The organism is Nitrosospira multiformis ATCC 25196 (genome assembly GCF_000196355.1).
In the GTDB taxonomy this organism is placed as follows: Bacteria; Pseudomonadota; Gammaproteobacteria; order Burkholderiales; family Nitrosomonadaceae; genus Nitrosospira; species Nitrosospira multiformis.
This window is the reverse complement of record NC_007614.1, coordinates 1,474,939-1,499,361: the sequence shown is the minus strand read 5'-3', so window position 1 is coordinate 1,499,361 and position 24,423 is coordinate 1,474,939. Positions and strand designations below refer to the sequence as shown.

Annotated in this window: 23 protein-coding genes, 1 tRNA gene and 1 pseudogene; 12 read left to right on the top strand and 13 right to left on the bottom strand. The window is 51.4% G+C overall.

What is annotated here, in order from left to right:
* Window positions 1-202 precede the first annotated feature (202 nt).
* From motB to flhD, 4 genes are all read right to left on the bottom strand, one after another.
* Window positions 203-1,129: a flagellar motor protein MotB gene (gene motB / locus NMUL_RS06890; protein WP_011380648.1), complete on the bottom strand. Its 927-nt coding sequence runs from the start codon at window positions 1,127-1,129 to the stop codon at window positions 203-205.
* A gap of 21 nt (window positions 1,130-1,150) precedes the next feature.
* On the bottom strand, window positions 1,151-2,011 hold the full coding sequence (gene motA / locus NMUL_RS06885; RefSeq protein WP_011380647.1) for a flagellar motor stator protein MotA: 861 nt from the start codon (window positions 2,009-2,011) through the stop codon (window positions 1,151-1,153).
* Between the two features lie 363 nt (window positions 2,012-2,374).
* Entirely contained in the window at window positions 2,375-2,920 is a 546-nt protein-coding gene (flhC, locus tag NMUL_RS06880; RefSeq protein WP_011380646.1) for a flagellar transcriptional regulator FlhC, read from the bottom strand.
* An 83-nt stretch (window positions 2,921-3,003) separates the two neighbouring features.
* Complete coding sequence (gene flhD, locus NMUL_RS06875; protein ID WP_011380645.1) at window positions 3,004-3,321, bottom strand: flagellar transcriptional regulator FlhD; 318 nt, start codon at window positions 3,319-3,321, stop codon at window positions 3,004-3,006.
* A gap of 843 nt (window positions 3,322-4,164) precedes the next feature.
* Here flhD and NMUL_RS06870 point away from each other — a divergent pair.
* Window positions 4,165-4,626 (top strand): hypothetical protein, encoded by a 462-nt coding sequence (locus NMUL_RS06870; protein ID WP_041352440.1) that lies wholly within the window; start codon window positions 4,165-4,167, stop codon window positions 4,624-4,626.
* 443 nt (window positions 4,627-5,069) lie between these two features.
* Here the strand turns inward: NMUL_RS06870 and NMUL_RS06865 are convergent, their stop codons facing one another.
* A complete protein-coding gene (locus tag NMUL_RS06865) occupies window positions 5,070-5,537 on the bottom strand; it encodes a hypothetical protein (RefSeq protein WP_011380643.1) in 468 nt (155 codons plus the stop codon).
* A 78-nt stretch (window positions 5,538-5,615) separates the two neighbouring features.
* On the opposite strand from NMUL_RS06865, the gene NMUL_RS06860 reads away from it, so the two are divergent.
* Window positions 5,616-5,894 (top strand): thermonuclease family protein, encoded by a 279-nt coding sequence (locus tag NMUL_RS06860; RefSeq protein ID WP_011380642.1) that lies wholly within the window; start codon window positions 5,616-5,618, stop codon window positions 5,892-5,894.
* 869 nt (window positions 5,895-6,763) lie between these two features.
* Here the strand turns inward: NMUL_RS06860 and NMUL_RS06855 are convergent.
* Window positions 6,764-7,884, bottom strand: a protein-coding gene (locus NMUL_RS06855; protein ID WP_148235537.1) for an IS3-like element ISNmu2 family transposase whose coding sequence is annotated in 2 segments (ribosomal slippage) — window positions 6,764-7,626 and window positions 7,626-7,884 — 1,122 coding nt in all. Because the reading frame shifts where the segments join, the coding sequence is not laid out codon by codon here.
* A 105-nt stretch (window positions 7,885-7,989) separates the two neighbouring features.
* Between NMUL_RS06855 and NMUL_RS15300 the strand changes: the two genes are divergently transcribed.
* Window positions 7,990-8,747 (top strand): IS5 family transposase gene (locus NMUL_RS15300; RefSeq protein ID WP_148235532.1). Its coding sequence is split into 2 segments (ribosomal slippage): window positions 7,990-8,323 and window positions 8,323-8,747, totalling 759 coding nucleotides; the frame shifts between segments, so codons are not numbered across the junction.
* Window positions 8,748-8,819: 72 nt separating this feature from the next.
* Here the strand turns inward: NMUL_RS15300 and NMUL_RS06835 are convergent.
* Window positions 8,820-9,065 (bottom strand): annotated as a pseudogene (locus NMUL_RS06835) (IS3 family transposase); the annotation flags it as partial.
* A 63-nt stretch (window positions 9,066-9,128) separates the two neighbouring features.
* Here NMUL_RS06835 and NMUL_RS06825 point away from each other — a divergent pair.
* A protein-coding gene (locus tag NMUL_RS06825; protein ID WP_148235536.1) for an IS3-like element ISNmu1 family transposase occupies window positions 9,129-10,282 on the top strand; the annotation gives its coding sequence in 2 pieces (ribosomal slippage) (window positions 9,129-9,369 and window positions 9,369-10,282; 1,155 coding nt in all).
* Window positions 10,283-10,381: 99 nt separating this feature from the next.
* Here the strand turns inward: NMUL_RS06825 and NMUL_RS06820 are convergent.
* A tRNA-Leu gene (locus tag NMUL_RS06820) sits at window positions 10,382-10,470 on the bottom strand.
* Between the two features lie 219 nt (window positions 10,471-10,689).
* Complete coding sequence (locus NMUL_RS06815; protein WP_011380638.1) at window positions 10,690-10,962, bottom strand: hypothetical protein; 273 nt, start codon at window positions 10,960-10,962, stop codon at window positions 10,690-10,692.
* A gap of 1,386 nt (window positions 10,963-12,348) precedes the next feature.
* Between NMUL_RS06815 and NMUL_RS06805 the strand changes: the two genes are divergently transcribed.
* A complete protein-coding gene (locus NMUL_RS06805) occupies window positions 12,349-12,957 on the top strand; it encodes a di-heme-cytochrome C peroxidase (protein WP_041352435.1) in 609 nt (202 codons plus the stop codon).
* A 14-nt stretch (window positions 12,958-12,971) separates the two neighbouring features.
* On the opposite strand, the gene NMUL_RS06800 is transcribed toward NMUL_RS06805, so the two are convergent.
* Window positions 12,972-13,991, bottom strand: coding sequence for an SDR family oxidoreductase (locus tag NMUL_RS06800; protein WP_011380636.1), 1,020 nt, complete (start codon window positions 13,989-13,991; stop codon window positions 12,972-12,974).
* Window positions 13,992-14,552: 561 nt separating this feature from the next.
* On the opposite strand from NMUL_RS06800, the gene NMUL_RS06795 reads away from it, so the two are divergent.
* Window positions 14,553-14,756 carry a cold-shock protein gene (locus NMUL_RS06795; RefSeq protein WP_011380635.1) on the top strand — a complete coding sequence of 68 codons (204 nt, stop codon included), beginning with the start codon at window positions 14,553-14,555 and terminating at the stop codon, window positions 14,754-14,756.
* Between the two features lie 304 nt (window positions 14,757-15,060).
* On the opposite strand, the gene NMUL_RS06790 is transcribed toward NMUL_RS06795, so the two are convergent.
* Window positions 15,061-15,681, bottom strand: a complete 621-nt coding sequence (locus NMUL_RS06790; protein WP_011380634.1) for a CHRD domain-containing protein — start codon at window positions 15,679-15,681, stop codon at window positions 15,061-15,063.
* 440 nt (window positions 15,682-16,121) lie between these two features.
* Here NMUL_RS06790 and NMUL_RS06785 point away from each other — a divergent pair, with 440 nt between their 5' ends.
* From NMUL_RS06785 to NMUL_RS06760, 6 genes are all read left to right on the top strand, one after another.
* Window positions 16,122-18,068: a Tar ligand binding domain-containing protein gene (locus NMUL_RS06785; RefSeq protein WP_104009743.1), complete on the top strand. Its 1,947-nt coding sequence runs from the start codon at window positions 16,122-16,124 to the stop codon at window positions 18,066-18,068.
* Window positions 18,065-18,478, top strand: coding sequence for a response regulator (locus tag NMUL_RS06780; RefSeq protein ID WP_011380632.1), 414 nt, complete (start codon window positions 18,065-18,067; stop codon window positions 18,476-18,478). Before NMUL_RS06785 ends, NMUL_RS06780 begins: the two co-directional genes overlap by 4 nt.
* Window positions 18,479-18,523: 45 nt before the next feature.
* On the top strand, window positions 18,524-20,236 hold the full coding sequence (locus NMUL_RS14890; RefSeq protein ID WP_011380631.1) for a hybrid sensor histidine kinase/response regulator: 1,713 nt from the start codon (window positions 18,524-18,526) through the stop codon (window positions 20,234-20,236).
* A 56-nt stretch (window positions 20,237-20,292) separates the two neighbouring features.
* On the top strand, window positions 20,293-20,916 hold the full coding sequence (locus NMUL_RS06770; protein ID WP_104009738.1) for a UdgX family uracil-DNA binding protein: 624 nt from the start codon (window positions 20,293-20,295) through the stop codon (window positions 20,914-20,916).
* 127 nt (window positions 20,917-21,043) lie between these two features.
* Window positions 21,044-21,385 carry a cupin domain-containing protein gene (locus tag NMUL_RS06765; RefSeq protein WP_011380629.1) on the top strand — a complete coding sequence of 114 codons (342 nt, stop codon included), beginning with the start codon at window positions 21,044-21,046 and terminating at the stop codon, window positions 21,383-21,385.
* 5 nt (window positions 21,386-21,390) lie between these two features.
* On the top strand, window positions 21,391-22,251 hold the full coding sequence (locus tag NMUL_RS06760; RefSeq protein ID WP_011380628.1) for a DUF72 domain-containing protein: 861 nt from the start codon (window positions 21,391-21,393) through the stop codon (window positions 22,249-22,251).
* 152 nt (window positions 22,252-22,403) lie between these two features.
* On the opposite strand, the gene NMUL_RS16310 is transcribed toward NMUL_RS06760, so the two are convergent.
* Both NMUL_RS16310 and NMUL_RS06750 read right to left on the bottom strand, forming a co-directional pair.
* The gene (locus NMUL_RS16310) at window positions 22,404-22,844 is read right to left on the bottom strand and encodes a KGG domain-containing protein (protein ID WP_011380627.1); all 441 of its coding nucleotides are present in this window, start codon (window positions 22,842-22,844) and stop codon (window positions 22,404-22,406) included.
* A gap of 178 nt (window positions 22,845-23,022) precedes the next feature.
* The gene (locus NMUL_RS06750; RefSeq protein WP_011380626.1) at window positions 23,023-24,420 is read right to left on the bottom strand and encodes a TolC family outer membrane protein; all 1,398 of its coding nucleotides are present in this window, start codon (window positions 24,418-24,420) and stop codon (window positions 23,023-23,025) included.
* Between the last annotated feature and the right edge of the window lie 3 nt (window positions 24,421-24,423).

The following is a 24,423-nucleotide window of genomic DNA, read 5'->3' as shown; positions in this document are numbered from 1 at the left end:
AGTGTGGGAGTGTGCTATCGGGGAAAAAGAACGCAATTTTCCCCATAATTCTCACGGCATCGCGGAGGGGATCAACACAGGGGATTTACTTTACACAGTACGGAATGGGATTTTCGCATTGGGGCAGGATCAGTAGAGGAAGTGGAGTGTTTTGCGCCGAAGAAAACTGTTGCCAGATTTCCGGAAGAATGACAACAGTTTCTCAGCCGGCCCTGCTGCGCAAGGTTTCGGGATTGACCGTGCCATTCGTTTTGACTTCCGTTGTTTCCACGCCTTCCTTGCTTATTGCTTCGGCCGCCCTGTTGCTCATCACAATGATGCTGATACGCCGGTTGACGGGATTCGTCGGATCATTCCTGTCGAACAGGACAGCGGAACTCAAGCCCACTACGCGCATGATCTTTTGCTCATTCATCCCGCCGAGGATGAGCTCCCGCCGGGAAGCATTCGCGCGATCGGCAGATAGCTCCCAGTTACTGTAATTTTTCTCGCCACTCGCGTAGGGAGTTGAATCCGTGTGACCGGAAAGGCTTAGTTTGTTGGGCATTTCGTTCAGCACACTGCCAAGTTTTTGCAGAATTTCGCGGGTGTGCGGCTCCAGTTCAGCCCTGGCAAGCGCAAACATCGGCCGATTTTTATCATCGATGATCTGAATGCGCAGGCCTTCCGTCGTAATATCCAGCAGTAACTGCTTCCTGAATTCATGCATGGTCGGATTGGATTCGATCAAACGCTCCAGGCGGCGCTTCAAGTCCTCCAGTCGACGCGCATCGCGCCGCTCCAGCTCAAGTTGCGCTGCCCTGAGACTGAGCGGTTTTTCAGAGCTGTCCACATCCGTCTTTTGCACCTGCCCGTCCCGACGCATCAGATCTTTTCCGCCTCCCTGAATCAAACTTGTCCGGTCACCGCTGCCGATATCTCTTTCCGGTACCGATTCCAGCGGTTTCATAAAGTAGTCGGAAATACCTTGCAATTGAGCCCGCGTGGCGGAACCGAGCAGCCACATAAGCAGAAAGAACGCCATCATCGCAGTTACAAAATCTGCATAGGCAATCTTCCACTGGCCTCCGTGCCCCTGGCTTTGTCTCCTTACTTTCTTTATGACGATACGATGCTGCGTCTGGGCCACGGCTGACCTCTTTCCCCTTTCTTATTTGTCTTTTGCCCGTCTGACGTGGCTTTCCAGTTCAGCGAAACTGGGCCGCTCCGTCGAGTAGAGCACTTTTCGTCCAAATTCGACTGCCAGTGCAGGAGTATAGCCATTGATGCTTGCCAGCAAGGTGACCCGGATGCATTGCAGTATCTTCGTCGATTCATTGAGCCTCTGTTCCAGTATCGAGGCAACGGGCCCGACGAATCCGTACCCGAGAAGAATACCGAGGAAAGTTCCCACGAGCGCTTGAGCGACAAGCACACCCAGTTCCGAAGGCGGTAGGCCTACAGATGCCATGGTATGTATCACTCCCATTACCGCTGCAACAATGCCGAATGCCGGCATGCTGTCTGCCAACCGGCTTATGCAATGCACGGGGATTTCGCCTTCCTGGTGATGAGTCTCTATTTCGTTATCCATCAGGTTTTCCAGTTCGAACGCGTTGAGATTGCCTGCCACCATGAGACGAAGGTAGTCGGTCAAGAACTCGAGCGCAACTGGCTCGGCAAGAATATCGGGATAATTGGCAAAAATCGCGCTTTCATTGGGATCGTCGACATCAGGCTCGATCGACATCAATCCTTCCTTGCGAACCTTGACCAGAAGATCATAGAGCAGCGCCATCAGGTCCATATACAAGGCTTTGGTGTACCGGGGAGGCTGCACAACCTTGGGAAGTGACTTGAGGGTGGCTTTGAGGGCTTTTTTCGTATTGCCCAGGGTAAATGCGCCCATTGCCGCACCCCCGATCATGAGAAGCTCCACTGGTTGAAACAGCGCAGCCAGGTGTCCGCCAGTCAAAGCAAAACCACCGAACACCGATCCCAGCACAATGAGAGATCCAATAATGACCAACATCTTTTTCTGATATTTCCTGTATCGACTATTGCACTGCTGGAATAGATAATTTTAGAAGCACGCCGGTAATCCAGAGCTTGGTTCAAGCAATATTGCCGCTCCGCCTCATCACGGCTCTTCTACGGCAAAACTGCGGTACCGCAGCAAAATCCTGGATGTGTTCTCTATAACGGGTCAAACCCGCCGGACTTTAGTCCATCGACACGTGTGTCGATTGCTTCCCGGAAAGTAGGTGGAAAAAAGCCAAAAGCAGCCGGAAAGAATTCCGGCTCAGGAGAGAAAGAAATTGGACGCTGGCGGAGAACAATGTCCTCCGCGCGGAAAAAGGATCTGCGCGAGTGCGAGAGTACTGGGTGCTACGGCTTAAGCTGCCTCTGCCACCATCGCTGTCCGCGCCTTGTTGGTTTTGCCGGCTCGGGAAGGCATGTGGCACAGCCCGCAAACATAGCGGTGATGGAGATCGTTGGCGTGCACTACGAAATGGCCGCCGCATTGATTGCATGCAGTTGTCTGCATCAGTTTGCTTTCAAAGAAGCGCACCAGCGTCCATGCCCGGGTCAGGCTGAGTATCGGCTCCATCTCGCAGACTTGGCAATGCTCCAGATAAAGCTTATAGCTCTTGATGATTGCGCTGATTCCCCGGCAATCGCCATGAGCAATCAGATAGCGATAAATGTCAGCAAATACGGAGGAATGTATATTGGGCTGCCACGTAAGAAACCAATCGGTGGAAAACGGCAGCATTCCCTTGGGCGGAGAAACGCCTTTCAGTTCCTTATATAGTTTGATCAGCCGCTCGCGGCTCAGGGTGGTTTCAGACTCCAGTAACTGAAGACGCGCACCCAGGCGAATCAACTCGATCGCTGTCTTTATCTCGTTGGCTTCCGACACAATGCTTTTCTTGCGCATAGCTGATTCCCCTTTCTCCTTTTCCTCAAACCCGGGCGTTCGCTTCCCCCAGGAAATTCTCGGCAAACATTTCAGGAAATACTTTATGAAATTTCTTCCGCCGGCTGTCCTGCAAGCAGGATCGCCGTATGGGATTGCGCCATCAATTTGTCTTTGGTGTAGTTGGCAAGCATGCCGAAGACCAAATTGTCGTCGAAACGTATCCGGCACAACATCATGTTGGAGTTCGCCAGCTTGAGTATTTGTCCTGGAGTCAGCACTTCCAGGATATCGGCGATGTCCTTGCTTATCCCCAGCCTGAAAATCGCCATGTCCTTGTCGGCGATTACCATCTGCTGGGCCAGCATGAGATAAGTCAGATTAAAGTCCTTGATTTCCGCTGTCAGTTCGTTGATTTGCATTTTTACCTCCATCACAGTGAATGACTGCATTGTGAAGGTTTGGAAGGGGAGAAAAAACCGGAGGTTGTCCGATTTGAGTGTAGAAAATGACAGCATTTCTGTGTAAGAAATTTTCCTACAACAGAATCCACCCCCTCGAGAGATATCCAGCGAGGCTGCCTAACCTGCTCGAACGATGCGGGGAATGCGATACCGATAGCAGGGTATGCCGGTTCTGGTTGATCAACGTCAACTTTCTGTGAAACTTTAGCGTCAAAACCAAATTTTTAATAATTCTGCAAAAAAATCCTGATCGAAAAACCCCTATTTCCTCATGATCGCCTGGCAATCCTCCTGCACTGGCAGACTAAAACTCCACAACCCATTACCGTTTGCGGAGGGTTATGTCAAACACTTGAAATTGATTCGACAATCATACCTGCCACCCTATCCATAGCTATAATATGGCTGAATGAAGAAAGGTTTAATTTAAATTCTGTTCGCCAGACGATAAAACCGAAGCAACACAAGGATAAATAATGAGATTCCTGACTCCCATAGTCCTCTTATTATTACTTACTCAAATTGCTTCTTGTAATCGCCAGACGGAATCTAATAACCATCGTGTACCAGAAGCTACTAACTATAATGACTGCATTCTTCAGCATATGAAGGGTATTGGCAGTGATCTTGCTGCACGAGCGATTGATGAAGCCTGCGCCAACAAATTTGGCGATTCTGAGTCTCCAAAACAGACGGCGCTTTAATTTATGCTCAACAGATTTATCTCCAAATTTTTGTCCCACACCTATACTTCTTTTATAAGTATTTCTTTAAAACTACAACCGATTGCGGGAAAAAGTCTTGGAACTGTACGAAATTGGGGCGATTACCTACTGCACAAATGTCACTTCAGGCGACTCTCTTTCCCCTGAGGAAGCGGAATACGTGGCATCTCAAGTCTCTGAGCTATTCCTATCACGCCTCGCGGAGAGCCCCTATGCGGAAGACGTTGGGGTTATCCGAACTGAATACGAACTCGGTTGCGTTATCACTACCATTACTATCGGCGCCTCGCTCGCGGGCCTTTACAAAATTATTGTCGATTACGAAAAATTCAAATCCGGACTGTCCCAATTAGCGAAAGACCTCAATGGCGTTTATGTTCGTGTTAAGCAATCCTTGCGCAGGAATGGCTCAACATATGTCATGAGAATAAATCTGCCAGATGAGAGAGTTCTGGAAGTCACCCTCAAAAAAGCGGAAAATCAAGAAATCAAACCTTCCTCTCCCAGCAAAAGCATAACCAGCCGCTCCAGGAAATAACTTTTCCTGTTGAGCCTTCAGCAATAAAAGCCGCCAGTTTAGATTGCGGCAACAAAAAAGCCCGGCAAACGCCGGGCATGGATACTGCATTCGTCTCCCTCTTTGACAAGAGAAAAACGAATGTGCAGGTTAACACTATAAGGAAATCTACCGTCAAATACCTAACGTATGGAAATAAAAACCGCCGAAGCGGGTTGATGGGGGATAAAAAACCAAGGGAGCCGTTTATGCTTACGCAGTATCAGGGATCCCAATCCTCTCCAACTTCTCCTCAAGCTCCCGTATCCGTTTCCTTAAATTTTGCTCAGGGTAAACGCAATAACTCGTATCACCTCGACCCTAACCTTTAAAGCCCCACATTCTCTATCTCGTGCAGGTCTTCTGTGTATCGCTGGATCTGGTTTAGCTGCCCCACCATATGAGTGAGGGAGGAGAGGTTCAAGCTACCAATCAAATTCTTTAATGTTGAGACAGATATCGTAATGCCATTGCTCGCCCCTTGGTCCACGCCCACCTATAACAACAGCATTGCAGGCAGTAATCTGCCCAGATAATTTATTGGCTCCTAGCCTGCGCCTGAAGCTGCGCGCATCTTCCCTGCCGAAATATCCCACCGTCATTCCGTCTATATCGACCCGCACGGCTTTATTGTCATAAGGGTTATTATCCTCAGGAATAAGGAAGGCCTTAAATTTTTTGCTTCCAATGTTTTCCTCGTCTAAGCCCGCCAGAAGCTTTATCGCATCTTGATAATACGACTCTCCGACAATATCGCACTCATCGCCATTGTCCGGCCATTCATAGACATTATTCGGTATTGGCTTTTTTCGAGGAAGCCTTTTGAACGGACTAGAGGCGTTGTGGAAATACCATGGAACAATAGCAATAATGCCGATAAAAATCCAAAGCACTTGAGGCTCCTTTTATGAAGCGAGGACATTTCTCGCTCCGCGAATTATAGGAGTCTCGGCTATTTAGTCATTTGTACCATGGTACTACCTCTCCCGTCCTGTGGTTCTCATAAGAATCTTGTTGGCCAGCAGAATCACAATACCCAGAGCGTGGAGTGGTCCAAGCAAAACCGCTATCAGCGTGTTCTGGGAAAAGTGCTGCTGGATGGCCAGGACATCAACCTTGAGCAGATCAAGGCAGGACGGGCATGGCATTACAAACGGTATGACAAGGACCAGCAACTGGCTGAGCGCGCCTCTATGCGGAGGGCCAAAAGGCAGCCAGTCTCAAGGGCATTGGACTGTGGAGTGATGTAGCGCTTGTCGCACCCCGGGATTTCAGGCACAACAAGTCTGCACCCTCAGTTGCAGACGAAACGTGCGAGATCAGGTTTGCTGGATTCCGATACAAGATCGGCCCCGTCATTTGCGGGATTTGTCGGAATGCCCTCACGTCTGCCTCCACCCTGCCCGCATTTATGGAGTTGGTGCGTCTTGCAACGCGTCCGGGTTCCCATGAGGCCAATTAATCGATGCCTCGGAGATATGAATTTGCTCATCCTGACACTGCCAGGATTCACGGTCAACGCTCAGTTCCGCGATTTCTCGTTCGTGATAGGAGATCATCTCTGCGGAACCAAGCACAGGATCGGGTTGGCCGGATATTTCTTCATACACTCAAGGCTGCTTGTGCAACGAAGGCCTTCCCTCGTACAAGCATCGCAATCTTGGGCGCAATGAAGAATTTTAGGAGGAGGTTGTTTGGGTGTGCCTGTTGAGAGTGGTGTTGGGGGCCCTATCACACCGGGAATATTCTGGGTTTTAGATTGATGTGCTACAGGTGGATCAGCTGCAGCTATTGACAACATAGCGGAAAGCCCGAAAAGGCTTACCAATTGTGTAGTTTGAATTAACCTTCTTGTTTTCATTTTTCTCCTCTATCCGTTCAGGCGAATAAAAAATCGATTTGGTACCAAAAAGATTAACCCGTCTACGATAATGTTCCGTACCAAGTTTTACTATAGTCGACGCCTTTAAAGAATCAACGCGAAATGGAGAATCCCGCCCTGAGCAGTTCTCCTTGAAGGAAAACAAGACTTACAACGAAGTGCAGTTCAGCAACATAAAGATGATGATGTGCCCCCGGTAGTAGTGCCAGGGGCGTTCTAGCAAAGTTCAGTTATAAATTAGCTTCCATTTCTTTCACAGCCGTTTATTTCTTCTTGCCTGCGGCAGTTGGCTGCAAATTCTGCCGGGGTTAGGTAATTTAGTGCACTGTGCGGTCGATGCTCGTTGTAGTCGCGCCGCCAGGCTGATATCCGAATCCGTGCCTCAGCCAGGCTGGTAAACCAGTGATCGTTCAGGCACTCATCCCGAAACCGACCGTTGAAGCTCTCAATATATGCATTTTGCGTCGGCTTGCCCGCCTCAATCAATTTGAGCTGGACACCATGCTTATAAGCCCACTGATCCAGTGCCTTGCTGGTGAACTCCGGTCCCTGATCGGTGCGAATGGCCAAGGGCAACCCACGAAACTGTGAAGCTTGCTCCAATACGCGCACGACATGTTGTCCCGAAATGCCATGTTCAGCTACCAGATCAATGGATTCCTTGGTGAAGTCATCAACGATGGTCAATACCTTGATGCGTCTGCCATTCGCCAGTGCATCACAGATGAAATCCATTGACCATACCTCGTTGGGCTGGCTTGGCAATGCCAATTGCTCACGTTCAACTGCTACGCCCCCTCGCCTGCGTCGGCGCTTTACTGCCAACCCGGCAGCCTGGTAAAGGCGAAAGATGCGTTTGTGATTGGCTTCAACACCCTCACGCCGCAGCAGGGCATGAATGCGTCGATAACCAAAACGACGGCGTTCAGAGGCCAACTCAACCATTCGACCTTGCAGTTGCTCATTCTCCAGCCGCACCTTGGGCATGTAGTGCAATACCGTACGTGATATATCCACAAGCAGGCAGGCACGGCGTTCGGAAACGTTCGTCTGCTCAAGCATCGCCATTACTGCCTCACGCCTGGCCTGTGGAGTTAATGCTTTCGGCCCAAAGCAACCTTCAAGGCTTGAGCATCAAGAAGCGACTCGGCTAAAAGCTTCTTGAGCTGAGCATTCTCTGCTTCAAGATCTCGCAACCGCCTGGCATCCGATACTGTCATCCCACCAAACCTGGCACGCCAGGTGTAAAACGACGCATCGGAAAAACCATGCTGGCGGCACAATTCCCTGACCGGAATGCCTCCATCTGCCTGCTTCAGAAATCCAATAATTTGTTCATCCGTAAATCGCTTCTTCACGTCCGTTCTCCTCTCGAAAAACGAACTTTACTAGGTTCAGGACCTATTAATTTCATGATTCACGAATAGGATCAAATGTGATTCACTTATGGCGGAGGTGCTGCCATGAGAGATTTGTTTTACCTGTCGGAAACACAGTTCAACCGTATAAAACCTTATTTTCCCTTGTCCCACGGAGTTCCCCGTGTTGATGATCTGCGGGTGATCAGCGGGATCATCTACGTCATTCGGAATGGCCTGCAATGGAAGGATGCCCCCAGGGAATACGGGCCGCACAAGACACTGTATAACCGTTTCGTGCGCTGGAGCCGACTGGGCGTGTTCAACCGCATCTTTGTGGAACTGACCGGTAAAGAGGAAACGCCCGAGAGGCTGATGATCGACGCCACGCATCTGAAGGCCCACCGCACGGCAGCCAGCCTGCTAAAAAAGGGGATGTTCCCCGCCGTATCGGTCGCACAAAGGGCGGCCTGAACTCGAAGCTTCATGTGGTCTGCGACGGTCAGGGCAAGCCTGTGGCCATGCTCCTGTCCGAAGGGCAGATGAGCGATTACAAGGGAGCACGTGTGCTGCTGCCGTCATTGCCCAAAGCCAAAACCCTGATTGCAGACCGCGGCTATGACGCTGCCTGGTTCCGGGCAGCGTTGCGTGCCAAAGGCATGACGCCCTGCATACCGACAAAAAGGAATCGCAAAATCCAGATCAAATACGACAAGACCCTCTACAGGCAAAGGCACAGGATCGAGAACATGTTCGCTCGGCTCAAGGACTGGCGCAGGATCGCCATGCGTTACGACCGCTGTGCCCATACCTTCTTCTCTGCCATCTGTATCGCCGCAACTGTCATCTTCTATCTCAATTAATGAGTCCTGAGCCTAGATTCCAGATGGCACGTTTTATGGGGAGCACATCAATGACGCTCTATAAAATTTGCAACGGGAACATGCAGACCTATCCGCTCTCCGGCCCATCACCTGCCCATTCAAGCAGGGAATCTCAAAGCCATCCGAGCACCAGCGCAAATTGGAACACAAGGTAATGACCTTGCCTTCATGAGACAGCACGCGCTGTTTGCCCGTATATCGGGCCAGCAACAGCCCGTTCTGACGCATGATGCGATAGACCCGCTTGTGATTGACAGCAGGCTTGCCCATTCCTTCCAGTTTGCGGTTAAGAAGAGCAGGGTTTTCCCCCGATTTCACGGACACATCTAAAAAGGCTGATAATGAGTCAGGAGGTGTGTCATGGCAACGCGAAGGAAATATGCAGCGGAGTTCAAGCAGGAAGCGGTACAACTAGTTCGGTCTGGCAATGTGCCGGCAAGCCGGATCGCGCGTGATCTGGGGATTGATCCCAATATGCTGAGCCGGTGGTGCCGGGAAATGGGCTCGGTCGGTAATAAAGCCTTTCAGGGTCAGGGCAGGCCCCGTGATGAGGAGATGGCTGCGCTCAAACGTGAGCTGATCCAAGTTAGGAAGGAGCGTGATTTTTTAAAAGAAGCGGCGGCGTTATTCGCGAAAGCGTCGAAATGAGATATCGCATGATCGAACGCTGCCGCGATGCCTTCCCCATTCGCCTGATGTGTCGTTGTCTGCATGTATCAACCAGCGGCTACTATGATTGGCGAGATCGCCCCTTGAGTCAGAGAGCGCATGATGACCGGCGTTTGCTGGAGCGCATCAGGAAGATTCATGATGGCAGCGATGGGGTGATGGGCAGTCCTCGAGTCTGGAAGGAGTTGCGTTATGAAGGCGAGGCGTGTGGGTTGAACCGCATAGCACGGCTGATGCGCCAGCAGAGGTTGTATGGCATCCCGCAGCGTAAACGCTGGCACAAGAAGGTCTGTGGCCTTCGACCGGAGAATGTGCACAATCACTTGCAGCGGGACTTTACAGCAAGTGAGCCCAACAGCCGGTGGGTGACGGACATAACCTATGTGCGCACTCAGGAAAGCTGGCTTTATCTGTGCGTGGTCGTGGACCTGTACTCGGGCATCGTGGTCGGCTGGTCAATGAGCCACTGCCAGGATCCGCAACTGGTGCTGCAGGCCGTACTCATGGCGCTTTGGCAGCGTGAGGCAAAAACTCCCGTCATCCTGCACTCAGATCGCGGCTGTCAGTTTACCAGTGACGAGTATCAACGCTTCCTGCAAGGACACAATCTGATTTGCAGCATGAGCGCTGTCGGTAGTTGTGCCGACAACGCGCTAGCAGAGAGCTTCTTTGGCTTGCTCAAGCGGGAGCGAGTATATCGTCGCCAGTATCGAACCCGGGCTGAGGCGCGCACAGATATCTTCGACTATATCGAGCGATTCCATAATCCGCGAAAACGGCGACAGCTGGAAATGCGTCAGAAGCAGGATTTAGGCTTAACCAAACCGTCCGGAGAAATGGGGTAAAACCCCAGCAAAAGGCGGACTGCTTACACCCGCTCTTACACGACCCAATTACGCTGAAACTTAACAAGGGGCTTGCGTTGCTGCAAGCCCTTGTTTTATTGGTGCCCGGAGCCGGAATCGAACCGGCACGGGCGGTTAAGCCCGAGGGATTTTAAGTCCCTTGTGTCTACCAATTTCACCATCCGGGCAATTGATTTTATTGAATAAAATACGTCAGTCTATTCTACGTTGTACCAATTTTTTACTGCATGGACGGTACAAAAGACGGTACAGCAAAATCAATGCGAAAAGCATTTTAACATACCGTCTCGCTTATTGATTTGCTTATAGTTGTATCCATTCGCCACAGCTGCAGCATCATCTCATAGGCTGACCTCTCCTCCGACTCAACACGAATCGCAAGCGCACTATTGGCAGACATTCGGGTTTTCGGCGTTGAATTCATCGATCGGCAGACGGTCCTTCCGGTACCCTTTTATCTCTGCCTCGATCTCATTGAGGCGTTTCATTGTAGAAGGCATTGCTTGACTTGAAGAACTGGCAGAATTGCCGTAGAACCTGCCCATCAAAGGAACCTTGTGAGGCGGCAAATCTTCACCGCTCCCCATGACGCTGATAGTCTGATTCAGCTTGCTCGCCTCCCGGCCCACCGCCTGTTGCCTGGCCCAAGAGATAATCAATCTGATCAGCAGTGGCTCAAGATTCCAGGCACGTATTTGTTTCCGCCCGTAATGGTATTGATGGCTTCAACTATCCAAATTGCAGGAAATACCCCTTCTCTCCCCATATGTTAAGTATCTAACGGCAGAGCTTCCGTTATATTGTTAAGCTATCCACTCGCTTCTCCCTCCCAAAACAGGGAAGCGATGGCAGTAAACTCCTCCCGGCCCAACATTCGTTGGGCCTTTTTTGTTGCTTCTCTTCCATTTGATCAATAAGCAATATTAAATCTGCTTTTATTAACTGATTGATGCTCTGTCTCAGAGCTAAGATAGGCACGTATTTGTAGTTACCTCCGATCTGGCGTCCGAGGCTCGAAGTCACTCCCCATTTTCACCGTTATGAAGCCTGGTTTTTTTACTTCCCAATCCTGAAATGAAGGGCGAATCCCAAGTGGATAATAATCAACTGATTAACGACGTCTTGAAGCTATGGAATGACGAACTGGAAGAATCGCAACGGACTTTGATTGATTTGATAAGAAGCCTAGACCAGGCTACTCGACAAGAAGTCCTCCAAGTTCTTGAGAGCTCAGTAAGCGCGAAGCCACATCAAGATTATCGCCCCAGATTGCCTAATTAAGTTATTCCGGGTTGCTTGCGTGAGTTATTTAACGGTAACGTTTTATTTCAAACGGCTACACTTTTTACTCGGCTCCCCTTCCCTCCATTCAGGGAAACGAATTTGAAGCGCTCCCCTAGCCCGGCATAAGCCGGGCTTTTTTTTGCCCCACCTTTGCTTCAATAGGCGTTACAACCGAGAAATGCATAATCAGGCAGGTTATAAATTCATCAAGAAGCCCTACAATCGATTATATTCGTGCGCCATTCGTGAAAGTACGAACAAACCCGTGCAGCTTCCTCCCAAAGCTTGAATAGCGAGGATAAAACTCTTCTTTTTCGCTTATCACCTCCCGTTTCACGCAACCATACTTCCTATCACCCTTCCCCAGCACTGATCCGGATCAGCAGGCCGAGACCTGCAGCTGCATTGCCAGCTATCAGCGATGAGTTCTTCCACCTCTTCCGCAGGGAGGTGGTAACAAGGTCGCAGTACCTTCATGGCGAAGGGCGAGTCGAAATCAGCAATTAAAAAGTGCAAGGCAACGTATCCCCAAACCCCCGGTTCGTTTGATATCTGGCCTCAGTCAGTTCAAGCAGCCAGGTATTTCTAATGTTCTTCAATATTACCCAGGGTCGTGTTGCGAAGGATTGATAGCCGTTGACCCATCAGTAACGGCTGTCTCGGCACATTTTATCGCGCAGCGGCAAGACCATTATGCAACATGGGTAGCAAGGATACGACACTCAAAACATATCGTTCATTAATCTAAAGGCAGATAAAAATTGAAAATCAAGTTCCTATCGTGGATTGGAAGCCTCCTGTCCACACTAGCCTTGCTCGTGCCGTCGATTTCTTCGGCAGCCGAACAAGTACTCATTGATCAGGGGGCAGAGTGGACAGCTTCAGCCCGAAAGGATTTCTATACCCGCGATCAGGGGTCTCGTATCATGCCGCTGCGCTGGATATCCGCCTTGAAGCAACCCGACGGCCAGCCGTTCATGGCGGAAAGCCTGGGCCGATACGGCTATCTTCCCAATAAGACCAGCAAACCCGCCGGATTACCCGTGGGATTCACCGTCGCAAGTGGAAGCGAAGGACAGGAAATTGGCATGAACTGCTCCGCTTGTCATACGCGTCAAATCGAATTCAACGGTACCGCATACTTGATCGACGGCGGGCCTGGAATCGTCGATTTCCAAAGTTTTCTGGCTGATCTCGATGCCTCCGTGAAGACCGTTTTGACGAACAAGCAAGCATTCACGGATTTTGCACGCGCCGTCCTTGGCCCATCAGTAACTTCGAAGGACAAGGAAAAGCTGCAGAAAGCGGTGAAAGCCTGGTATTTACCCTACCATACGCATTATCACCTATGTGGTCATAAGAAACCTTGAGGTTTTAGACATCATTAGGGCTGCCCTTCCCCCCCTGAAGCGCCGTACACCTGTCCGGTTGCATAGCTTGATTCCTGTGATGCAAGGAAAACATACAGGGGACCCAGTTCCGCTGGTTGACCGGGTCTGCCAAGCGGAGTCTCCTTGCCCAACCTGCTGAGATCCGCCCATCCAGCCGTCTGCAACGGTGTCCAGAATGGTCCCGGCGCCACCGCATTCACCCGGATACCCTTGTTGGCCAACTGCTTCGCCAGTGATTTCGTGAAAGCAACATTGCACGCCTTTGTCTGGGCGTAGTCGAGAAACGCATCGGATGGAGTGTAAGCCTCAACAGAACTTGTATTGATGATGGCCGCTCCGGGCTTAAGGTGCGGCATGGCCGCCTTGGTGATCCAGAACATGGCATAGACGTTGCATTTGAAGATCGAATCGAACTGTTCTGTCGTGAGATCAACGATAGAGGGCTGTGCGACAGCCATGGCCGCATTGTTGACAAGGATATCCAGTCCGCCCAGCTCCCGGACGGCGTTGGCGACAAGCCTGGAGCAAAAATTCTCATCCCTGATATCGCCAGGAATCGCGACCGCCTTTCGCCCTTCTGCCCGGATGATTTCCACGACCTCACGAGCATCGGACTCCTCGACCGGGAGATAATTAATCGCGACATCGGCTCCCTCACGCGCAAAGGCGATGGCGGCGGCGCGTCCAATGCCCGAATCTCCACCGGTCACAAGCGCCTTTCTATCCACTAGCCGCCCCGAACCCTTGTAGGTTGTCTCGCCGTGATCAGGCCGCGGCATCATCTTGCTTACAAGGCCGGGAGGCTCCTGTTTTTGCTGGGGAAAGGGGGGAATAGGATATTGCGTTCTCGGATCCTGCTTACGGGACTGGCCGGGCCCTTGCAGGGAGCCGGAAGGGTTTGCTTGCTGCCCTTGCTGAGCGAAGGCCGGGTAGACAAATGCTGCGGCAAGGCCGGTTGTCATGCCGCCCACAAACTGGCGCCGTGCGGCATTGGCGTTGTCTTCTGGTTTCATATCTGTTCTCCTGAGAAAATTGCTGGGACAGTTTCCGGTCAGTTTTCGCCAGTTCCGGGAGTAACCCGAAACAGTTTCGTTGCAAACCGATGTCGAACGAAACCACGAAAACAAGCAATAATTCATCCGATGCGGATATATGGGACTTCTCTTTTCATATATTCCATCTATGCATTTGGCACATTCAGGTATGGGATTCCCTTCAGGATGATTTACGTACAGGGTATCTGATACTCCATGCACCACAGTCTCGCTCAAGCCCCCAATAGCGCTTGGCCGAGCTTCGGTGAATACCGCTAATGGAAGTTTTCCCTAATTGGCGTGGATAGGTCTGTTGATAACTGCTGGAACTTGAGTCCCAGCCTGGATTTCCTGTACTGATCAAAATTATGGCATTGAGAAGGATTTACTCTCTCGCTAATGTGATTCAATAAATGCAGCATCTAACCGGGAATGGATTGCTTCGGTACGGTAGCGAACATATTTCTCATTCAGGGATCGTCAGAATGCGGTCAGACCCGAAAAATGGGTCTCTTTTTAACTGATATATAGGAAGCAAAAATGGCAACTGGCACAGTAAAATGGTTCAATGAGGCAAAAGGATTCGGTTTTATTACCCCTGTTGACGGCAGTGAAGATTTATTCGCGCACTTCTCCGCAATCAACATGTCCGGCTTCAAGACCCTCAAGGAGGGACAAAAAGTAACGTTTGAGATTACGCAGGGCCCAAAGGGCAAGCAGGCATCAAACATTCAAGCTGCGTAAGATTGCACGCTGGGCGGGATATTCGTGCCAGCGTGCAGCTCTGTCATAGAGTTACCCGATCCATATGCTATTTCTATTTGGCTGGTTGGCGGTCAGCCAGCGGGAGCTCAGGATTACGCATAATCCTCATCCAGCGAATTTAATAGACGAGAAAAAACGGCATCTCTGCCCTTCGATTCTCGCTCGGGGCTATCCAAGCAATCCCTGACGATCCGCAAGCCTCCTTCCCTTGAAAACAAAGGAAGTCTGCTTACAAGTCAACGATCAAAATCATTCCATACAGAGACTACTCGAGAGCAAATGTTCAGCTTATCCTGACCCTGCTGTCTTCGCGGGAAAAAAGACGCCGCCCTCCCCCCATCATGCTCACCATCGCCAAACCAGCCAGCAGCATCGCGTAGGTTTCCGGTTCGGGCACTGCTACTAGCGTGCCACGGATCTCTCCCGCTGGGAACGTCTCTGTATGGATGTTGGCATAGGCGGTCCCGTTATTCAATCCGGTTATGAACGCGTCGAATGCACTAGCGGCCGTCCCACCATTAGCTGAAATGAACGCGGGGTTATAGCTTGAGGCTTCCAGCATATTGAAGGTTTGATCATAAGTACCGGCAGTCACCCCAACCGGAAAACCTGGGAAAGAGGGTACGGTGGTAGCGGGGATGGCGGTGGCATCTGGACCAGCACAGCAATGGATGTGGGAAATTGTCGTATTTGCTGAAAGACCACTGAAAGTCTCGTGAACATGCATTGTTCCCTGAGCTGGATCAATCGTAACGGTCGCCGTACCTGTACCGGTAGAATTGTTGGGATCCGGCCGTTCGTTCGATCCGAGGAGTTCGGCGGTAAAAATTGACTGCTGCGCGATAGCTGATCCCGATACAGTTGCGGCAAGCAGACATCCTGCGATTAAGGCGCTCGGTTTCATGATATTTATCCTCCTTTATTATGGATTACAGGTATTGCAACCTGAGCAGATTAGCCGGAGAAACGAAAAGTGGCAGGCCGGATTATCGATCCGGAAACGCTATCTAAATATAGTACATATCAAGGAGAGCCTCTCAACAGGAATAGACCACTTGGTGGTGCGAGTACTCAATGAACGCTTGCAGGGCGCTCATACACCTGCTGTTCAATATTTGGATCATAAATTTCCTGCTCCCAGCCAGTGGGTTCAGTCAACATTGTCTTCTTTCCGCGGATGAGTCGTGAATAGGTTTGTCGATCAAAAGATATTTTTCACTTGAGGTTCATAAAGGTATATTTGTAACTCCCTGTGCAATAGAAAGCTGCGGATATCCCCTTTTTCGAATCCTTGCAGGTCATATGTTCAAAAAGCTGACATTTAAAAAGCCGTCATTTAAGAAAATGACATTAAAGAATCTGTCATTTAAGAATCTGACATTTAAAAACCTGACGATCAAATCCCGCCTGATCTTCACCCTTTCCTATCTGATCGCCTTTTTGCTGGGAATGGGAATGATTGGTTTGTTCGGGATGAGCCATGCGATAGACGGCCTGAGGACCGTCTACCACGACAGGGCCATCCCTCTGAGCCAGGTGGGATATATCGAGTCACTTTTGCTGCAAACCCGGCTTGCCATTACCTCTGCCCTGGTAATGCCGACGCCCGAGATTATCAGGAACAAGACCGCAAAGGTTGAGAAGAATATAGCGGAAATCAGCAGAACCTGGGAAGAGTACATTGTTACTCACTTGACCCCGGTGGAAAAAAAGCTTGCTGCCCAATTTGCTGCCGACCACCGGAAATATGTGACCGAGGGCCTGCTGCCGGCAACAGCGGCGTTGCGCGCCCATAAGATCGGTGAGGCAAACAGGATACTTGTGGAAAAAATCCGCCCAATGTATTTGCCTGTAGGCGAAAGCATAGACGCCCTTGTTTTGCTCCAGATCAATGAAGCGAAAAGAGAATATGATGATGAACAAAGGCGGTACGAGACAATCCGTGCCATTCTCATCGCTTCGATAGTCATCGCCCTGGTGCTGGCGGTGGTGTTCAGCCTGATGTTCATCCGGGCGATTTTTCAGCCTCTCGAGAATGTGGTACGAATCTCCCGGGATGTGGCGGCAGGAAACCTGAGGCAGGAAATCGAGGTTCCTCCATCGAATGACGAAATCAGCCAACTGATGGGGGCCGTGCGGGAAATGCGCGACAGCCTGGTAGAGACGATTGGCCAGGTTCGTGCCAGCGAGGCCAATACACGCGCCTTGATAAATAACCTGATTGTGGGCGTGGTCTCCGTTAACGCAGAGGGCGTTATCAAAACCGGGAACCCGGCAATGGAACGGATCTTCGGTTATTCGGAAAATGAGTTGATCGGACAAAATATCGGATTCCTGTTCCCCCGGCCTGAACACGGTCAACTAACTGATTATTTTAAAAATTACCAGGAAAACACGAAACTGCAGGGTCCCGGAAAAACAAATGAAGTGATCGGGTTGCGAAAAAATCGCGCAACGTTTCCCCTGGATATTTCTGTGACTGAAATGCATGGCCAGGAGCATCGGATGTTCGTCGTCATTCTGCGTGACATCAGTGAACGTAAACACGCAGAGGAACAGAAAGCGATACTGATGGCCGACCTGGAAAGTGCCAATGAAGAGCTGAAAAGTTTCGCGTATGTGGTATCCCACGATTTAAAAGCCCCGTTGCGCGCAATTGGCGCACTTGCAGACTGGCTCTCTACCGACTACCTCGACAAGTTCGATGATGAAGGCAGGGAGCATATGCGTCTCCTTGTCAGCAGAGTCCATCGTATGGGAAACCTGATCGACGGTATCCTGCAATATTCACGTGTGGGGCGGGTCAGAGAAGCCCCTGTGGAGGTGAAGGTCGATGAAGTCCTGCGCGATGTAATAGATTTCATTGCCCCTTCGCCAAATGTTACCATTACCGTCGAAAATACGTTGCCAAGCATAGTGATAGAGCCAACGCGCATCCAGCAGATATTTCAGAATCTGCTTTCAAATGCCATCAAATACATGGATAAGCCTCAATGCGAAATCCGCATTGGCTGCATTGCGGAGGGCGAACATTGGAGGTTCAGTATCAGTGATAATGGCCCTGGTATCGAATCACGCCACTTTGAAAAGATCTTTCAGCTTTTCCAGACGCTTGCGCCAAGAGACCGGGTAGAAAGCACTGGTGTTGGACTCACTCTGGTAAAAAAGATCGTGGAAATGTATGGTGGCAGTATCTGGGTGGAATCCACGCCCGGTGAGGGTACAACTTTTTTCTTTACTCTCCCTAAAACAGTAGCAGTCGCAAATTCAACCAAAGGAACAGCAGCGTGAAAATAACTAACAGGCCCATTCTCCTGGTGGAAGATGATCAAGTAGATAAAATGACGGTCGTTCGTGCTCTAAAAGAGATTCACGTGACGAACCCGCTCGTCCACCGGGAAAATGGTGAGGAGGCTGTTCATTATCTTCAGGATCCGGCAAGCGAAAAACCCTGCATCATTTTGCTAGACTTGAACATGCCCATCATGAACGGTACGGAATTCCTGAAAGCAGTCAAAAATGATGACAAGCTGAAGCGTATTCCCATAGTAGTTCTGACTACGTCGGAAGAACAGCAGGATAAGATAAACAGCTTTGACCTAGGCGTGGCGGGGTATATGGCCAAGCCCGTGGATTATCGTCAATTCGTCGAAGTCATGCGTTCCATCGATGCTTACTGGACCATCAGTGAGATGCCATGATAAAGGTTTGATCAACTCCCTGATTTTGCTAAAATTCCTCCACTTATGACCAAACCCCTGATTCGCGTTCTACTCGTCGAAGACGATGCCGTGGATCGTATGGCGTGTCGACGTGCTCTTGCCCGGGACCCCGACTACGAATTCGTGCTTTCCGAAGCCGAATCAGGCCGGGAGGGATTGCAACTTGCCCATGAGCAGAAGCCGGACTGCGTCCTGCTTGATTACCATTTGCCGGATGTGAATGGTCTTGAGTTTCTGGCAGCGCTGACCGACGAAAGTGGCGATGTTTCCATTCCGGTCATGATGCTGACAGGTACGGACAATGCCGCCATTGCGGTAGAAGCTATGAAGCGCGGGGCGAAGGATTACCTGATCAAGGACCTCGAGCACCAATACCTTGAATTATTGCCTGCCGTTATCCAGCGCGTACTGAGCGACCGCCGGATTCGGCTGGAAAAAAAGCAGGCGGAAGAGAAACTCGCCCAGGCGGAAGCCAAATATCGCTCTCTGGTCGAAACCATTCCGGCAATCGTCTACATTGCTGCACTGGATGGGAGCAACCGTTTCCTTTACGTCAGCTCGCGTATCAATATGCTTGGTTTTTCAGCGGAACAGTGGTTGAACGATCCGACTATCCTGCTTGCACAGATTCATCCGGACGACCGGTCGCACGCACTCGAGGAGCGGGCAAAAAGCCGCGCAACGTGCGCCCCTCTGCGCTGTGAGTACCGTTTGCTTACTCAGGATGAAAGAGTCTTGTGGTTCCGCGACGAGGCGAATGTTGTGCGGGATGAATCGGGACGCTCACTGTTTCTGCAGGGTATCCTGGTTGATATCACGGAAAGCAAACAGGCAGAAGAGGAGTTGAAGCAGCATCGTTTTCGTCTCGAAGAGCTCGTGGCCAAGCGCACCGATGAACTGGCGCGGGTGAACGAAGAGTTGCGGCGCGATATCACCCACCGCAAGCTGATCGAAGAAGAACTGATCAAAGCCAAGACAGAGGCGGAAAAGGCCAATCTGGCCAAATCGGATTTTCTTTCCAGCATGAGCCACGAATTACGCTCACCCCTGAATGTCATGCTTGGTTTCGCCCAATTGATGGAATCGAGTTCTCCGCCGCCAACATTCACGCAAATGACCATGCTCAAGGAGATCAATTCTGCAGGATGGTATCTGCTTGAATTGATAAATAAAATCCTCGATCTCGCCGCAATCGAGTCCGGCAAACTGATTGTTGCGCAGGAACCGATGTGCATCGGAGAGGTGATGGCCGAGTCCCGGACCATGGTCGAACCGCAGGCCCAGGAGCAAAACATACGGCTGATCTTTCCGCCATCATCGGACATGAACTTCTTCGTTCGGGCAGACCGAACGCGGGTGAAGCAGGTTCTGATCAATCTTCTTTCCAACGCAATCAAATACAACCGCGAGGGTGGCATGGTCGAAGTGAGTTGCTCCATGACCAAACCCGGGCGTCTGCGAATAAGTGTGCGCGATACGGGGACGGGGCTGCCGCCGGAAAAACTGACGCAGCTTTTTCAGCAATTCAACCGGCTTGGACAGGAAGCAGGGTCTGTGGAAGGCACAGGCATTGGACTGGTAGTGACGAAACAACTGGTTGAACTGATGGGCGGATCAATCGGTGTGGAAAGCACTGTCGATGTCGGCAGTGTGTTCTGGTTTGAACTCATGGTTGATGAACCTTCCCAGGCTGCTTCCGATATAGATAAAAACGAGGAGTTCAGTACTGAAGGTTAAGATAACGTCCCTGACTCCCGGCTCCCCATCCCCCGTCCATTCTTCAGCAGATGAAAATGCCTCTACCGGATACTTCACATCCTGCTGAACACGCGGGAAACACCGTCGCTTCCCTGCGTAAAGCAGCCACGAACTGCCGCGCCTGTCACCTCTGGGAACATGCCACGCAGACTGTCTTCGGAGAAGGTCCCTCGCACGCATCGATCATGCTCGTCGGTGAGCAGCCTGGAGACCGTGAAGATGCTACGGGCCATCCGTTTGTCGGACCGGCTGGGTCGATTCTATCGCACGCGCTGACAGCAGTCGGTATATCGCGAGAAGAAGTCTATGTTACCAATGCGGTCAAGCACTTCAAATTCGAACTGCGTGGCAAGCGACGCATGCACAAGAAACCGATAGATACGGAAATCGTAGCGTGTCACGCCTGGCTGCAGCGGGAAATTGAACTGATAACCCCCCGTCTGATCATTGCCCTGGGCGCTACGGCAGCCCGCTCATTGCTGGGGCGCGCCACCCCCGTCAAAGTCAACCGGGGAAAATTGCTCGAATATGCAACGGGGGTATCACTGCTGATTACGGTCCACCCCTCGTTCCTGCTGCGCATGCCCGAGGAAAACAAGGACGAGGAGTACGAGCACTTCGTGAACGATCTCAATCTGGCAAAACCCTTTCTCGACTGACTTGTACCAAGGCAATGGCCTTGTTCGGCCGGCCATTCTGCTCAACCCTTCCCTGCCTCCCGTTCTCGCGAAACGGCGTTGTTTTTCTGCTGTCAAATTTCTGTAACGGATGAGACAGGAGAAATGGATGAAACGAAAAAACCTGCAGTTCGAAAGCGGTTTTCGCATCGTTCTCGGTAATCCGAGTTCACAGGCGGCCGAAATGGTTTTACTTCCAGGGCAGGCAGAAGGAGGCCCGCATAATCGTCATCGCGGTGCTGACCAGTGGCTTTATGTCGTTTCGGGAACGGGAATTGCAACCATAAACGATAAGCGCTATCGCCTGGACGAAGGTTCCCTTTTGCTCATCGAGCGTGGCGATGAGCATGAAATCCGCAATACAGGAGAAGATCCGCTCCAGACACTCAACTTTTATGTTCCCCCTGCGTATACGGCTGAAGGGGAAGAACTGTCGCGTGGACGGAGTTAGGGCGGGTGAGCGAGACGCGTATCGGCATTTCCGGCTGGCGTTATCCTCCGTGGCGCGGCATATTCTATCCTCCGGGGCTTCCCCAGCACAGCGAGCTTGAATATGCTGCCAGGATATTGCCGACCATCGAGATAAACGGAACTTTCTACTCCCTGCAGACACCGGACAGCTTTCGGCACTGGTATGACGATACGCCTCCGGGGTTTATTTTCAGCGTTAAAGGATCGCGATACATAACACATATCCGGCGCCTGAGCGACATCGACATTCCCCTGGCCAATTTCTTCGCTTCGGGAATATTCAATCTCCGGGAAAAACTCGGACCCATCTTGTGGCAATTTCCACCGAATTTTCGCTATGGCCAGGACAGAATGAGCGGATTTTTCGAGCTTCTGCCACGAGATACCGAGCAGGCTCTGCACTTGGCCCGTCACCGGGACAAACGAATGACAGGACGCGCCCGCTTGGCAATCGATGCAAAACGTCCTCTACGGCATGCCGTTGAAATACGGCACGACAGCTTCCTCGATGAAACCTTCGTAGAGCTCCTGCGCGCGCACAATATCGCCCTGGTCATCGCAGATACTGCAAGAAAATGGCCCTACCGTGAAGACGTAACGGCAGATTTCCTCTATCTCCGTCTGCACGGTGATCAGGAAATTTATGCGAGCGGATATACCGATGAGGCATTGGCACGCTGGGCGCAACGAATTCGCCTCTGGCGCACGGGTTTACAACCTGACGACGCGCATCTCATCTCACGGCATCCGCCACCGCGTATACCTCGCGATGTCTACTGTTACTTCGACAACGATATCAAAGTAAGAGCGCCTTTCGACGCGCAATCATTGATCTCCAAGCTTTAGCCGCGAAATGAGTCTCATGAGCAACCTCTCCCCGTGGGGAGAGGGCGCGAATTGAAATAAATAATGAAAGAATAACAGCCCGCCGAAGGGTGGCCCGCTGTTCGAGGCAGGTACGGAAATCCCGTCCCACTCAAGCAACGGTGTAGAGGATTCTATCGGCCAGTGTGATTTGAGCTGTCACCCTTGTCGGGCTGCCCGGATTTTCCACTCCGCAACGAGTATGAGGCTTCCTTCTCGTGCTCAGCCTGTGAACCACCTTTTCCACGTGATTCTCCGCCTTTGCGTCCTGCTTCGCGCGCCTCCCGGGAATCAAACTCATGCGCCGTACCCTTCTCGTGTGCGGCCTTGCCGCCCTTCCTGCCTGCCTCGCGCGCCTCTTTCGAATCAAACTCGTGCGCCGTGCCCTTCAAATGAGCCGCCCTGCCCCCTTTCCGGCCTGCCTCGCGTGCTTCCTCGGAATCGAATTCATGGGCAGTACCTTTCAAATGGGCCGCCTTGCCGCCTTTACTGGCGATCTCACGCTGCTTGTTTACGTCCATTGAAGCAAAACCGCGTTTGTCACCGCTTTTTCCTCGCTCTTTATCTGCAACCATGCTAGGCCTCCGAATTATCAAATACTTTTAGAACTTCCCTCTGACAAGCCACCGGAAGACTTCCAGTGTCATGAAGATGAGGGTTTCTTATCTCAATTTGTTAAAGTTAAAAGCAGAGAATGATTTATCGTAGCTTGGAAAATACATTGGCTCTGTTCGGAAGCATACATAGTTCAGGTTATTCAAGTTGTTGCAACGATTCCTGTTTCTTCGCGCGGGCAGTGTTGATTGGCGCGGGAGAGTTACCGACACGGATGAAATATCCTGCGATGTCGTGGAGATCTTCGAATCCCACTATTCCGGCGGCTCTCCGCAGGCGAAGATAGGCCAGGAGGTAGCCATAGCGTGCCTCCGCAAGATCACGTTTCGCTTCGAACAGCCGTTGCTGCGCATTCAAAAGATCAAGATTGGTCCGCACGCCCCCTCTGATGCTTTTCGTCGTGGCTTCGATGAGCAAATTTGCCGAATCAACCGATTTCGCAAACGCCGCAATACGAGATGTACTCGTCAGCGCAAGATTGAACTGCTTGCGCAGTTCGACAAGCGTCTCACTGATGGTGGTATCGAGATCGGCTCTTGCCTTCTCGTAGTTTGACGCTGCCTGGCTTGTCATCGCGCTGACGTTGCCTCCTGCGTATAAAGGCAGATTTACTTGCACGCCTATGCTCTGCGTGAGCGCATCGATACCGACGAGGATAGGGCTGTCCGACTTGTTGCGCGTGATGGCTGCTACCGCGTCAAGCCGCGGAAAATGACCCGCGCGCTGCTTGTTGATCTCTTCGCGCGCCACATCCACGGCATGACGCTGACCGGCGATATCGGGATTGTTCTCGAGCGCGAGGTCCTTCCAGTCATCAAACCTTCCCGGCTGCATCGGCTTGACGCGGAAGTCGTCGGATAATGGATCGAGCGCGCTGATTTCCTCGCCTACGATAGCAGCAAGTACATCGCGCTTCATTGCCACATTGTCCTCCGCTTCGAGAACCTGCGCCTGTGCGAGGTCGTAGCTGGCCTGGGTTTCCAGAGCCTCCGTTTTTGTCCCCTCTCCTTTCTCGAGCATACGCTCGTTTGCCTGCCGCTGCTCCGCGTACGCAGTCGATTGCGCTACCGCCAGAGCCAACCCATCCTCAGCGTATTTTGCTTCCACATAAGCGCTCACGAGGCGCAGGATAAGTTCCTGCATCTGCCCGGAAAAATCGGCATTGCTCTGGCTCGTCTTTGCGATTCCCTGCTTATAACCCGCGAATGCAGCCAGGTTGATGATGGGCTGCCTCAGCTGGATGGCAGCGGTTTGGCTCTCATAGCTGCGATGGAGAGTAATGGACTGACGTGTGAAATCCTGCTGGTTCTGATTTATCGAGAAATTTGCAGAAAGGGAGGGAAGCAGGCCGGAAAGGCCTATCGCCGTAAACTCCTGACCTGCCCTGTTTTCATGAATCGCCGCCCGATAAGCCGGATCGTTCGCCACGGCGGCTTCATATGCCTCCATCAGCCCCAGTGCGGATGCGTGGCCCGCATGAAGCATGCTCCCCAGCCCTATGGCGGCAGCAATCAGAACGCGCGCGGCGGGTGTCATGCT

Coding starts and splice junctions, on each gene's coding strand:
- motA (WP_011380647.1), bottom strand. CDS start 2,011: ATGTTGGTCATTATTGGATCTCTCATTGTGCTGGGATCGGTGTTCGGT.
- NMUL_RS06795 (WP_011380635.1), top strand. CDS start 14,553: ATGGCAACTGGCACAGTAAAATGGTTCAATGAGGCAAAAGGATTCGGT.
- NMUL_RS14890 (WP_011380631.1), top strand. CDS start 18,524: ATGACCAAACCCCTGATTCGCGTTCTACTCGTCGAAGACGATGCCGTG.
- flhC (WP_011380646.1), bottom strand. CDS start 2,920: ATGCGCAAGAAAAGCATTGTGTCGGAAGCCAACGAGATAAAGACAGCG.
- NMUL_RS06785 (WP_104009743.1), top strand. CDS start 16,122: ATGACATTAAAGAATCTGTCATTTAAGAATCTGACATTTAAAAACCTG.
- NMUL_RS06800 (WP_011380636.1), bottom strand. CDS start 13,991: ATGAAACCAGAAGACAACGCCAATGCCGCACGGCGCCAGTTTGTGGGC.
- NMUL_RS06860 (WP_011380642.1), top strand. CDS start 5,616: ATGGTACTACCTCTCCCGTCCTGTGGTTCTCATAAGAATCTTGTTGGC.
- NMUL_RS06790 (WP_011380634.1), bottom strand. CDS start 15,681: ATGAAACCGAGCGCCTTAATCGCAGGATGTCTGCTTGCCGCAACTGTA.
- NMUL_RS06750 (WP_011380626.1), bottom strand. CDS start 24,420: ATGACACCCGCCGCGCGCGTTCTGATTGCTGCCGCCATAGGGCTGGGG.
- NMUL_RS16310 (WP_011380627.1), bottom strand. CDS start 22,844: ATGGTTGCAGATAAAGAGCGAGGAAAAAGCGGTGACAAACGCGGTTTT.
- NMUL_RS06770 (WP_104009738.1), top strand. CDS start 20,293: ATGCCTCTACCGGATACTTCACATCCTGCTGAACACGCGGGAAACACC.
- NMUL_RS06765 (WP_011380629.1), top strand. CDS start 21,044: ATGAAACGAAAAAACCTGCAGTTCGAAAGCGGTTTTCGCATCGTTCTC.
- flhD (WP_011380645.1), bottom strand. CDS start 3,321: ATGCAAATCAACGAACTGACAGCGGAAATCAAGGACTTTAATCTGACT.